The sequence below is a fragment of the Parabacteroides massiliensis genome, assembly GCF_900155425.1.
GTDB classification, from domain to species: domain Bacteria; phylum Bacteroidota; class Bacteroidia; order Bacteroidales; family Tannerellaceae; genus Parabacteroides; species Parabacteroides massiliensis.
Genome location: NZ_LT700189.1, coordinates 412,173 through 424,404, shown reverse-complemented (window position 1 = coordinate 424,404; position 12,232 = coordinate 412,173). Strand labels below are relative to the sequence as shown.

The 12,232-nt window shown below is 47.4% G+C and carries 10 protein-coding genes; 6 read left to right on the top strand and 4 right to left on the bottom strand.

The genetic code is table 11. The annotated features are described in order from the left end of the window. Nucleotides 1-79: 79 nt before the first annotated feature. Both dnaJ and BQ9893_RS01775 read right to left on the bottom strand, forming a co-directional pair. The gene (gene dnaJ, locus BQ9893_RS01780) at nucleotides 80-1,234 is read right to left on the bottom strand and encodes a molecular chaperone DnaJ (RefSeq protein ID WP_075964467.1); all 1,155 of its coding nucleotides are present in this window, start codon (nucleotides 1,232-1,234) and stop codon (nucleotides 80-82) included. A gap of 44 nt (nucleotides 1,235-1,278) precedes the next feature. Beyond that, a complete protein-coding gene (locus BQ9893_RS01775) occupies nucleotides 1,279-1,878 on the bottom strand; it encodes a nucleotide exchange factor GrpE (RefSeq protein ID WP_075964466.1) in 600 nt (199 codons plus the stop codon). 235 nt (nucleotides 1,879-2,113) lie between these two features. Between BQ9893_RS01775 and BQ9893_RS01770 the strand changes: the two genes are divergently transcribed. The 3 genes from BQ9893_RS01770 to corA are packed head-to-tail and all read left to right on the top strand — an operon-like array spanning nucleotide 2,114 to nucleotide 7,123. Further along, complete coding sequence (locus BQ9893_RS01770) at nucleotides 2,114-3,535, top strand: PDZ domain-containing protein (RefSeq protein ID WP_075964465.1); 1,422 nt, start codon at nucleotides 2,114-2,116, stop codon at nucleotides 3,533-3,535. A gap of 15 nt (nucleotides 3,536-3,550) precedes the next feature. Beyond that, a complete protein-coding gene (locus BQ9893_RS01765) occupies nucleotides 3,551-6,028 on the top strand; it encodes an endonuclease MutS2 (RefSeq protein WP_075964464.1) in 2,478 nt (825 codons plus the stop codon). 12 nt (nucleotides 6,029-6,040) lie between these two features. Next, nucleotides 6,041-7,123 (top strand): magnesium/cobalt transporter CorA, encoded by a 1,083-nt coding sequence (gene corA, locus BQ9893_RS01760; RefSeq protein WP_075964463.1) that lies wholly within the window; start codon nucleotides 6,041-6,043, stop codon nucleotides 7,121-7,123. On the opposite strand, the gene BQ9893_RS01755 is transcribed toward corA, so the two are convergent. Both BQ9893_RS01755 and BQ9893_RS01750 read right to left on the bottom strand, forming a co-directional pair. After that, nucleotides 7,120-7,719 (bottom strand): recombinase family protein, encoded by a 600-nt coding sequence (locus BQ9893_RS01755; RefSeq protein ID WP_075964462.1) that lies wholly within the window; start codon nucleotides 7,717-7,719, stop codon nucleotides 7,120-7,122. The genes corA and BQ9893_RS01755 overlap by 4 nt on opposite strands. Nucleotides 7,720-7,862: 143 nt before the next feature. Beyond that, the gene (locus tag BQ9893_RS01750; RefSeq protein WP_075964461.1) at nucleotides 7,863-8,669 is read right to left on the bottom strand and encodes a helix-turn-helix domain-containing protein; all 807 of its coding nucleotides are present in this window, start codon (nucleotides 8,667-8,669) and stop codon (nucleotides 7,863-7,865) included. Nucleotides 8,670-8,801: 132 nt separating this feature from the next. Here BQ9893_RS01750 and BQ9893_RS01745 point away from each other — a divergent pair, with 132 nt between their 5' ends. The 3 genes from BQ9893_RS01745 (at nucleotide 8,802) to BQ9893_RS01735 (ending at nucleotide 12,139) form a co-directional block, all read left to right on the top strand. Continuing rightward, on the top strand, nucleotides 8,802-9,710 hold the full coding sequence (locus BQ9893_RS01745) for a DUF2156 domain-containing protein (protein WP_075964460.1): 909 nt from the start codon (nucleotides 8,802-8,804) through the stop codon (nucleotides 9,708-9,710). Between the two features lie 9 nt (nucleotides 9,711-9,719). Further along, complete coding sequence (locus BQ9893_RS01740) at nucleotides 9,720-10,664, top strand: GNAT family N-acetyltransferase (protein ID WP_075964459.1); 945 nt, start codon at nucleotides 9,720-9,722, stop codon at nucleotides 10,662-10,664. 131 nt (nucleotides 10,665-10,795) lie between these two features. Next, nucleotides 10,796-12,139 carry an MATE family efflux transporter gene (locus tag BQ9893_RS01735; RefSeq protein ID WP_075964458.1) on the top strand — a complete coding sequence of 448 codons (1,344 nt, stop codon included), beginning with the start codon at nucleotides 10,796-10,798 and terminating at the stop codon, nucleotides 12,137-12,139. The last annotated feature ends 93 nt before the right edge of the window (nucleotides 12,140-12,232 follow it).

Genomic DNA, 12,232 nt, shown 5'->3' with positions numbered 1-12,232 from the left:
AATTCGATTAGGTTAAAAAAAGAAAAGGGCGAAGTATCAAAACTTCGCCCTTTTTATATCAGCAAACTCTACGAAAAGGTTAATCGAACATATGTCTGAACTTATCGAAAATCTTCTCCTTGACAGATTTCTTCGGTTGGAAATTAGGAGAGTTCTCCAAACCGTTCATGATCTCCTTTTCTGACGCAGACAACGTTTCCGGAATATAAACGCTTACGTTTACAAGCAGGTCTCCCGTTCCATAACTGTTAACAGAGGGAAGCCCTTTGTTTCGCAAACGGAGCACTTTTCCCGGTTGGGTCCCCGGCTCGATCTTTACTTTTGCCTTGCCATCGATAGTCGGAACTTCAACCGTTCCTCCCAAAGCAGCCTGAGGCACACTCAACAACAGATTATACAAGATGTCGTTCTCGTCGCGTATCAGTTCCGGATGCGGTTCTTCTTCGATCAGAATCAGCAAATCTCCGTTTATACCACCATGACGGGCCGCATTACCCTTTCCACTCATGGAAAGCTGCATGCCTTCTGCCACACCGGCCGGAATATTGATCGTGATCACCTCGTCGTCGCGCACGATTCCTTCACCGTTACACTCGCTACATTTCTTGGTGATGATTTTTCCTTCACCCCCACAGGTCGGACAAGTTGTCTGTGTCTGCATCTGTCCTAAGATAGTATTGGCAACACGGGTGACAACACCGCTGCCATGGCAGGTTTCACAAGTCTTGGAACTGTGATCGTCCTCCGCCCCGCTACCGTGACATTTGGAACAGGTCACATATTTCTTAACCTTGATCTTCTTCTCGACTCCGGTAGCGATCTCTTTCAGGTTCAACTTTACTTTCACACGCAAATCCGAACCCCGATTCACCCGGCGGCCGCCACGCGAACCGCCACCAAAGCCACTGAACCCGCCAAAGCCGCCGAAATGCCCGCCAAAGATGTCTCCAAACTGGGAGAAAATATCATCCATAGACATTCCGCCAAAGCCGCCACCTTGTGAAGCGCCTCCCACTCCGGCATGACCGAACTGATCATAACGCTGGCGTTTCTGAGGATCGCTCAAAACGTCATACGCTTCAGCTGCCTCCTTAAAGTTTTCTTCGGCCTGCTTGTCACCCGGATTCTTGTCAGGGTGGAACTGGATCGCCTTTTTACGGTAAGCTTTCTTTATTTCTTCTGCCGAGGCTGTCTTCTCGACGCCCAGCACTTCGTAATAATCTCTTTTAGCCATCTTCGTATCTGTCTGTTGTTATTTGCTCATTATCCTGTCGTATATTATTCGCCTACCACCACTTTAGCATGGCGAATCACCTTTTCGTTCAAAGTATAACCGGTCTGTACACAATCCAGAACCTTGCCTTTCATGTCGGGTTCCGGCGCAGGAATCATGGCAATAGCTTCAGACGTTTCAGCATCAAACGGTTTGCCGACTGTTTCAATCGGTTTTACATTCTGATGGGACAGATAAGAAATGAATTTCGAATAGATAAGTTCCACTCCCTCTGTGACGGCCTTTATATCTTCTGCCGAACGGATGTTCTGCAAAGCACGTTCGAAATCATCGATAACGGGAAGCAGGTGAGTCAAAGCACTTTCGCCACCATTCTTGATCAGTTCGGATTTTTCGCGCAATGTACGTTTACGGTAGTTGTCGAACTCTGCCATCAGGCGCAGGTGGGAATCGTTCAGTTCGTCATACTTCTTCTTAAGCTCTTTCTGGCCCTGCTCCTCTTCTTCATCCGTCACATTGTCAGATACGGTATTTTCTTCTGCCGCATTTACCTGTTCGTTCTGTAATTTTGTCGCATCATCAACTCTCTGGCGTTCTTTTTTGTCAGCAGTTTCTTTCTTACCATTAAAATTCGTCTTGTTCATAATTTATTTTATATTTTTATTATCATCTAATAATCAATAAGATATAATACCTATAGCAATCATATGATCTATCTGTCGGCACTATTCTTGTCGATATCAATCACCAATATAACATCAAATATATTGCCAACTGTTCTTATAGAACAAAAATATCTTTACCTTTGTGTAGTAAAAAGATGATTTATCGTCATAGTACAAAGTATTTTAAGATTAATAAAACAAGAAGAATTTAATTATGAAGAGAGCGATTTTGTCAGTTTTACTGTTATTATTTGCATTTCTTACCGGTTTTGCCCAGAACCGGAATATCTGTCGATTAGGAATTACATACGATATCAGCCAAAGCGACCACTGGGGGAAAAGCAAACCGGTTATCACCGGTGTCATCCCTTACTCGCCGGCAGAGCTTGCAGGTATCAAGACCAACGATATAATCCTCACGATCGACGGTGTGCAAACAACCGATATTTCGCAGGAAGAGATAGGTGAAATGTTGAATTCCGCCGGGAAAAACGAAGTACTGTTGACGATCGGCAATCTGGCAAACCCGTCCAAGCAGGTGCTTGTCAAGAAAGAATGCAAAAAAGGAAATGCGATTACCGAAGAACAACTGGCCACCGCTTTTTCGATGTACAGCCTCGAAACGACCAGCGAACGGGAATTTATTTGTCCGTTCAAGACAACCGTGACCGCCGACCCTGTCGATTTCGGAGAGTTCAAGACTTTCGCCTTCTCTGCCATAGACGAGAATAACAACAAGCTGGAAACAGCCATCAACGAAAGTATCGAAAAGGTGTTGACCAAGAAAGGGATGACAGTCGACACAGACCGTCCCGACATCATCATACAGACTTTCTATTTCTTCGATAAGAATCCGAACTATAAAGGAGTGAACAAGATTCTGGTCGAAAAAGAGCCGACCTATCGTTACAACTTCAATCACAGCAAGATGGAGGCATTCCCGTTCCTGAACCCGATGTCTGCAGAAACGGAAGCGGAATATTTGCTCCAGTTCGGTTTCCGCCTGATCGACCAACGCGACGTACCGGGCCGTATCCTGTGGGAATGCGAAGCAAACGAACTGCTGGAAGACTCGTATCACTTGGATGAATATGCCCGTATCCACGCGCCGTTGATGTGCATGCAATATCCGTATGTCAAATATCAGCGCAACGTGCCGTTCAAAGTCAATCAGAAAACCTACAATTATACGGGGCTGAGTTACGACATCGACCGCATGGAACAGATCATCGACGTCGACAAGAACTCGCCTGCCTATGCCGCCGGATTACGTCCTCGCGATATTGTAGAGAAAATCAACGAACAGAAAACGAGCTATACGGCAGAAGAGTTTTCCGCCGCATACAAAGGATTCATTACCAACACGATGAAATTCCGCGATCCGAAGACTCAATTTACGGATGCCAACGGTTTCAAACGTTGTATGTTTTGGGAGACATCCAAATACCCGCAGGTAGCCGATGCGATCCAGAAACCCGGCAATAAGGCCGCCTACTCATATTTATATTATTACGCCCCGTATATCAACCCGTCCGGCAACAATGCCTGTACGTTCGATATCAAAAGGGGAAAGAACAAAATGGAAATCATCGTCCGTCCGACCATTCGCCGGTCCGTGACGGTCGAAGTAAAATAAAGCATTTACAAGAACGTGATATACCCGCAAAATTTCGAACAAAAAACGGGCTTCGATAAAGTACGCCGTTTGATTTCAGAAAAATGTTTAAGCCCGCTCGGAGAAGAGCGGGTAGCAGAGATGGGTTTCTCTGCCGATTATCAAACCGTAACCCAACGTCTGGAACAGACCGACGAGTTTGTCCGTATCCTGCATGGAGAAGACGAGTTTCCTGCCAGTTATTTTTTCGATGTGCGTTATTCATTGAAACGCATACGCCCCGAAGGGACTTGGCTGGATGAAAAAGAACTTTTCGACCTGAAACGTTCGCTCCAGACGATCAACGACATCATCCGTTTCTTCCGCCCTTCCTTGGAAGAGGGAGAAGAGATCAAGTATCCGGCCTTGACCGCCCTTGCCGGCGATATCTTAGTATTCCCGCAACTTATCGGGAAGATCGATGCGATCCTCGATAAGTTCGGACGGGTGAAAGACAATGCCTCTCCTTCACTGGCGCAGATACGAAAAGAGATCACGGCTACCATGAGCGGTATCTCCCGCAGCTTGCAGTCGATATTACGCGCCGCCCAATCGGAAGGCGTGGTAGATAAAGATATCACCCCCACCATGCGCGACGGGCGACTGATGATTCCGGTTGCTCCGGCTTTCAAACGGAAGATCAAAGGGATCGTACACGATGAATCGGCCAGTGGCAAAACCGTCTTCATCGAGCCGGAAGCCGTAGTGGAGGCAAACAACCGCATCCGCGAACTGGAAGGAGACGAACGTCGGGAGATCATGAAGATACTGACGGAATTTACAAACTTCGTCCGTCCGTTAGTGCCCGACATCCTGCAGTCCTACGAGTTCCTGGCCGAGATCGACTTCATCCGCGCCAAAGCGCTGTTTGCCGAGCAGGTGAACGGAATCAAGCCGGTCCTGGAGGACAAACAGCAGATCGACTGGATACGCGCCGCACATCCCCTGCTCTTCCTCTCGTTGCAGAGACAAAACAAGCAGATCGTCCCGCTGGATATTCTCCTGGAAGAGAAAAAGCGTCTGCTGATAATTTCCGGACCGAACGCGGGAGGTAAATCCGTTTGCCTGAAAACGGTCGGTTTGTTGCAATATATGTTGCAATGCGGTCTGCTGATTCCGGTATATGAAAGCTCGAAAACGGGATTGTTCGAAAACCTGTTTATCGACATCGGAGATGAACAAAGCATCGAGAACGACTTAAGTACCTACAGTTCACACCTGACGAACATGAAATTTTTCGTCAAGAACTGCAACAGCAAGACTTTAATCCTGATCGACGAATTCGGCAGCGGAACGGAACCACAGATCGGCGGTGCGATTGCCGAAGCCCTGCTGGACCGTTTCAACCGGAACCACAGCTACGGCGTTATCACAACCCACTATCAGAACCTGAAGCATTTTGCAGAAGACACGGAAGGGATCGTCAACGGCGCCATGCTCTATGACCGCCACCTGATGCAACCGCTCTTTAAGCTGTCGATCGGCAACCCGGGAAGCTCCTTCGCCGTTGAGATAGCCCGGAAGATAGGCCTGCCGGAAGATGTCATTGCCGATGCGGCAACCAAAGTAGGTTCCGACTATATCAATATGGATAAGTACCTTCAGGATATCGTTCGCGACAAACGCTATTGGGAAAGCAAGCGGCAGAATATCCGCCAGCAAGAAAAGAAACTGGAAGATATTACCGCCCGCTACGAGCAGGACCTGGAAGCCGTAAACAAACAACGGAAAGAGATCATGCGCAACGCCAAGGAAGAGGCACAACGTATCCTTTCCGAAGCCAACGCAAAGATCGAAAACACGATCCGCGAAATCAAAGAAGCACAGGCGGAAAAGGAACAGACCAAGCTCGCCCGCAAAGCGTTGGAAGAATTCAAGGCCTCTGTGATAGCAACCGAAGAAGAGGACGACAAGATCGCCCGCAAAATGGCGAAGTTGCAGGAACGTAAAGAACGTAAAAAGCAAAAACAAAACGCGCCGGCCTCCAAACAGGTCTTCAACCGCGATGTCATAGAAGTTGGCGACAACGTCCGCCTCAAAGGACAGGTCTCTGCCGGAACCGTTATGGAAGTTCTGGGAAAGCAGGCGGTCGTGGCTTTCGGCATGATCAAGAGTACGGTCAAACTGGAACAACTGGAAAAAGTCAGCAAAGGACAGATCAAGAAAGAGATCCAGAAAAGCACATTCGTCAGCACCCAGACAGCAGACGATATGCATGAAAAGAAACTGAACTTCAAACAAGAGATAGATGTCAGGGGGATGAGAGGAGACGAAGCCTTACAGGCCGTCACCTATTTTGTGGATGATGCCATACAGGTCGGCGCTGCCCGTATCCGCATCCTGCACGGGACCGGGACAGGCATACTCCGCCAGCTGATACGCGATTACCTGCATACTGTTCCGGGCGTCCGCCAGTATCACGACGAACATGTCCAGTTCGGTGGCGCCGGCATTACGGTCGTGGAACTCGAATAAAAGCAAACAGATATGAGGCGAAGAGAATATGTACATCCACACAAGCGCAAGCATATTTCGAACCGGCATCTTGCCGACCGATATTTCTATGCCGGCGAGCATGAGACCGTTACGCGGATCAACCTCACACAATACAACGCCGACAACTTGCACACGCGGGAGCTCAAGACAAGCGAAACGTCATTCAAAAAGTTTGTCGACGAAAAGAGCATCAACTGGTTCCAGGTTAGCGGCCTGACCGACTCGGAGGCGATCACACGTATCGTCAACGAATTCGGGATGCACAACCTGGATGCCAAAGACATCCTGACACCCCAACACGTAGTCAAGATAGAAGAGTACGACAGGCATATGCTTATCGTGCTCAACTCTTCCTACTATGACACCAATATGGAGATCAACTCCGAACATATCAGTATACTGATCACGGGGAATGTGGTCATCAGCTTTACGGAAAGCAACAATCCGGTATTCGAAAACGCCTACAAAGCACTCGAATCCGACATGCTGAACATCCGTAGGAAAAACAGCGGATTGCTCTTGGCATTTCTTTTGAATACGATTATCGCCAATTTAGTGGAAGCGGCTTCCAAAGTGGAGGAAATGCTTGAAGACATAGAAGAAACCTTGCTCGATATCAAAAACGACCAAGGTAATATGGGGCAGCTTATCCAGCAACGCCGGAAAGAATATATGGTTATCCGCAAGAACAGCCAACCGCTGAAGGAACAATTCGTCAAACTGCTGCGCACCGAGAACGGGATCATAAGCGCCGATATCCTTCCCATCTATAACGACTTATCCGACCAGTTGCAGTTCATCATCCAGACAACCGAGAGTTGTCGGGAAATCATCTCCTCCCTGGTCGATCTCTATATATCCAATAACGACCTGCGCATGAATGCGATCATGAAACGTCTGACAATCGTATCCACGATCTTCATCCCGCTTACGTTCCTGGCTGGTATATGGGGAATGAACTTCAAAACGATGCCGGAATTGGACTGGCAATACGGATATGGCATAGCTTGGTCACTCATGCTGCTCACAGCATTCTCGACCTGGTTGTATATGCGGAAAAAAGACTGGTTTTAGAGCCCGTAATTCCGTTTGAACATATAATAGGTATTTCTGGAGACATTAAAACGTTTACAAATTTCGATAACGGTATCTCCGCGTTCAAGCATACTGATCACCTCTTCTTTGTTCATATCCAGGAAAGACTGTTTAGCGGCCGATCCCTTCGGACGTCCCAACGCCCCTCCCGTCTTCTTCCTATGGTCCAAGGCCTCTTTGGTACGGGTAGACATCAAATTGTGTTCGATCTCCGCCACTAGCTTGAACACGTCCCCCATAACCGGCAGATCCAAGGTATTGTCCAAGATATACCGGTCCTTTATACTATATATCTGAATGCCTTTTTCCATACAGCGGCTCATAGCTTCCATGACTTCCGACAAAGTACGTCCCAAGCGGGAGATATCAAACAAGACCAGGCTATCTCCTTTTTGCATACGATCCAACACCATAGCAAGATTACGTTCATCTTCCTTTCCTTTGCCGACAATGACATCCGTAACCCACTTGTCGACATTCATATCATGATCCGAAGCATAGCGTTTGATCTCTTCTTTCTGTTCTTCCAGAAGTTCTTTGTTTGACGTTCCTACTCTTAAATAAGCTATTACCATATTCCCGCAACTTTATAATTAAAAAAACGTAGACTTAAATTTTATTTTCGGTGAAGATACGAAAAGTAATTATAGCACAATAGCTAAACTTTCCATTTTATTCAAAGAAAATGTTAGCCACCTTCGATACACTGAGATTCCATTCATCTCCAATTACCCGGCAACTCTCCCGTATGTCGTCTGAACCAACGCGCAAAGGTATCGTAATTAGAAAAATTAAGCATCACGGCAATACGGAAAGGCCTCAGGCGAGTCTTGATCAGTAAGTCTTTTGCCTCAAGCAGTACATACTGGCTGATCCATTCCGCAGCCGAAATACCGGAATGCAATTTACATTTATTATTCAATTCCGCCGAAGTCAGTCCCAACTTCTCGGCAAAAAAATAGACCGGATTATGATGGTAACGGCTAATCAGCAACGCGAAATCGTGGAAAAAAGGCGGGACTTCGCGATCCCGGTCATCCACTAAATGTCCTCCCTGTTGGAGAAAGAAGACAAGGGCACGCAAAAGCGACTCCACCACTTTGACACGGACATCGCTCATTCGTTCGATTTGCGACTGTATCAGCCGGATATAAAGAGCGGACTCTTCCAACTCGTCTGGCGTGATCGTCCGGGACATCAGACGTTGCCGGTTAATCAGCAGTTCGCTACCGGCATAGATCACAATCCCTTCAAAACCCGTCTCCGAAAAACGGGACACACCGCTCACCTCTTCCGCTGACGCCAGAAGCACCTGCCCGCCAACTATGGAGATTTCCTTTTCAAGCACTTTACACTCGAACTTTCCTGCCCGGCAGACCACCGCAAGAGTACCCGGTTCCAAAGGCAGCCATTCATGATCCTGCCCGATTTCGACGTGAACGATCTTTAAAGCTCTTTCCAACGTCAGATTAGCGGTCGACACAGTATGATAGAGGTCGATCGGTAATATTTTACCTGTATTCATATCCTTCTCTCTTTTAAATAAAAACCATTACACTTCGAACATTTAAAGATAGTTATTAGTTTAACACATACAAGTCTTTTTAGATTAACTGATATTTATTAGTTTTATATTTGCACATCAAAAAAGAAAAAGATGAAGATACCGTTTAAACCGATCGGAATCGAAGACAAAGATATTATTACGTCATTCACGATACCGAGCAATTACAAAAATTGCGACTATTCATTTGCCAATATCTGCAGTTGGCGATTCCTCTACGATAGCGAGTTTGCCATCGTCAACGGCTGTTTGCTGATCCGCTTCTGGATCGAAAACAAAACAAGAGTCGCTTATATGACGCCAACAGGACAAGGACACTTGAAACAGGCAATCGAACTGTTGGAAGCCGACTCGCTCGAACAGGGCCATCCGCTTTGCATGTTAGGCGTAACGCCCGAGGCCAAAGAGGAACTCGAAAAAGCGATCCCCGGCGGATTTTTCTACATCCCCGAACGGGATTATTTCGATTACATCTACTTGCGTGAAGACCTGGCAACCCTGAAGGGGAAGAAATACCAAGCAAAGCGCAATCATATCAACAATTTCAAGAAGAAATTCGATTACCGGTATATTCCAATCACACCGGAACTGGTCCCCGAATGCCTCCAGCTCGAATGCAAATGGTACAAGGCCAACCAGGGGGATAACGACGAGGAAGATCTGAACGACGAACGCCGTTCCATCATCTATGCCTTGAACCATTACGATGAATTGGGACTTATGGGGGGAGCAATTTGCGTGGACCATCAGATTGTAGCTTTCACTTTCGGCGCCCCGATCAACCACAATACATTCGGAGTCCATGTCGAAAAGGCGAATGTGAACTATGAGGGAGCTTATGCTGTTATCAACAATGAATTCGCCTCCCATCTTCCGGAGAAATATATATATGTGAACCGAGAGGAGGATTTGGGTATTCCGGGGTTGCGCCAGGCTAAACTTTCGTATAACCCGGTCATCTTACTGGAAAAGTCAGCAGCAATAAAGAAACCTGTAAAATAATATGGGACAATGGATAACAACAAATCTCAATTAATCGACCTGTGGCGTACGTCTTTCAACGACAGCGAAGAATTTATCAAACTGTTCTTCGACCGGGTTTACAAGAAGGAAAACGCCCTGTTTATAAAGAAAGACGGGAAGATCGTTTCCGCCCTTCAAATGCTTCCGTATGTCATGACTTACTACGGGACGGAAATATCCGTGAACTATATATACGGAGCCTGCACCCATCCTTCCGAACGCGGCCAGGGGCTCATGCGCCAACTGATACAGGAAGCCTTCGAGGTGATGGAAAGCCGAAAGGTGGCCTTGACCGTCATTATCCCGGCTGATCCGTGGCTGTTCGATTATTACCGTGATTTAGGCTATACGGAGGCTTTCGACTATTCGGAAGAAACGTATGTCCGCCCTAAAGAAACAACTTGGGAACAGGGCATCCTGGTAGTTCCGCCCGAAGTACCCTCGATGGAGTCTCTCTACCATTTTTTCAATAAGAAACAGCGGGAACGTACCTGCTATGTGTTGCATGATTATGACGATTTCGTCACTATCCTGCGCGATTTGCAGATGTCCGGCGGACAGATGTTGACCGCTCTGAACATCCAGGACGAACCGATAGGCATGATCTTTTTCTATCCTGCCGGCGACCATCTCTATGTCAAAGAGTTGATGTACGACAACGAGCACGTCAAGAACCTGCTCTTGCAAGAGGCAACAACCCAGAACAAGGTGGAAAAAGCCATCTACCGCACTCCTTTCACCGGGCCGGGCACTTTTCCCTTAGGTATGGCACGTGTCCTGGACCGCGACCGCCTCATCCATCACTGGGCCTTCACCCATGAAAACTCCGTTCTCAACATCGGCGAACTGAAAGAAATGGACACCCAATCGCTCACCCGCCTGTTGCTCGACTACCAGAGCCGGGAGGCTTATATGAGTTTGATGCTCGATTAGCGTTCATTCTACCCCAAAACAAAAGCTCGGCGCCATTCCGGCCGGTTACAGAAATCCCGAAAGAATGATTATCTGATTAAATTCGTATTTTTGCAAACTCATACAAGACTTACGGATAAAAAGAGCTGACAATGTTACGGAAAGGAGACCTTACACAAGGAGGTATAACCACCACCCTGCTGCAATTCACATTGCCGATGCTGGCAGGATCGCTTTTACAACAATGCTACAACATAGCCGATACGTTGATCGTGGGACAATGTATCGGCGCAAATGCGTTGGCAGCAGTCGGTTCCGCCTATACCTTGATGGTTTTCCTGATCTCTATCCTGCTTGGGTTGTCGATGGGAAGCGGTACGGTTTTCTCTCTGCAATACGGAGCCGGCGACCTGTCCGCCTTGCGACGTAGCATCTATGTTTCTTTCCTGCTGATCGGCACGGTGACTGTTTTGCTGAATGTAGCCGTATTCCTTTGCCTCGATCCGATTTTGCGATGGTTACAAGTTCCCTATGATATTTATCCGTTGATGCGTAACTATCTGTGGATCATTTTCTGGGGAATAGCTTTTACTTTCCTGTATAATTTTTATGCGGCGTTGCTTCGGGCCGTAGGCGATTCGGTAACACCTTTATGGTTTTTAGCTGTATCGGTCGTTTTGAATATCGGGCTTGATTTGTTTCTTATTCTTGTCCTGGATCAAGGCCTCGAAGGAGCAGCGGCCGCAACGGTTATCGCACAAGGAACGGCGGCCTCCGGTATCTTGCTGTATACCTATAAAACCCGTCCCGAACTGCGATTACACCGGGAAGATATGCGCTTCGACCGTTCCAGCCTGAGAGAAATCACTTCTTTCTCCACACTGACTTGCGTCCAACAATCCGTGATGAACTTCGGAATATTGATGGTGCAAGGGTTGGTAAACAGTTTTGGTACGGCCGTCATGGCCGCATTCGCCGCAGCAGTCAAGATCGACTCCTTCGCCTATATGCCCGTCCAGGAATTCGGGAATGCTTTTTCCACCTTTGTCGCCCAAAATTTCGGAGCGCAGAAAGGGGATCGCATCCGCCGGGGAGTACGCAGCGCATTTCTTATAACGGTCGTCTTTTCCCTTGTCATCTCGCTGTTGGTTTTCTTTTTTGCCAAGCCTTTGATGCTTATTTTCGTCCGCCCGGACGAGACAGAAATACTTCGTATCGGAACAGAATATCTGCACATCGAAGGAACTTTCTATTTAGGTATCGGTATCTTGTTCCTCCTTTACGGCTACTACCGGGCCATCCGTATGCCGGGAATGTCCGTCGTGCTTACCATTCTGTCTTTAGGTACACGTGTCGTCCTTTCTTATCGGCTGGCATCCATTCCCTCCATTGGGGCCACCGGTATTTGGTGGTCTATACCTATCGGTTGGTTCCTGGCTGATTTGGCAGGTATCGCCTATTACCGTTATCGCAGATATGCAATCTCACGGACTTGACAAAAATCCGCTTCCGGAACACATTTATCGGCGGATTTTTCTACCTTTGCAGCCGTAAAAAGTAATGATAAATTATGGACGACAGTATTCCGC